At 62.1% G+C, this 254-nt stretch carries 1 protein-coding gene; it reads left to right on the top strand.

From position 1 onward, the window contains the following. The coding region (locus AC1RPY_RS08060; protein WP_481763163.1) for an HAD-IC family P-type ATPase at positions 1 to 254 on the top strand (254 nt) is incomplete at both ends.

The following is a 254-nucleotide window of genomic DNA, read 5'->3' as shown; positions in this document are numbered from 1 at the left end:
ATGCATTGGCGGCCGACGGGGCGACAGTCGGCATGGTCGGTGACGGCATCAATGACGCGCCGGCGCTCGCGCGGGCCGATATTGGCTTCGCAATGGGCGCAATGGGAACGGACACCGCGATCGAGACGGCAGACGTCGCGCTAATGGATGACGACCTGCGAAAGATTCCTGCCTTCATCCGCCTGTCCAGAGCGACGCATTCCATCCTCGTGCAGAACATAACCGTGGCGCTTGGAANCAAGGCTGTCTTCCTG

Source organism: Dellaglioa sp. CoH-56-MRSF-12, assembly GCF_056782075.1.
Note: the sequence above shows the minus strand (reverse complement) of the source record. Positions and strands in the feature narration are given on the sequence as shown.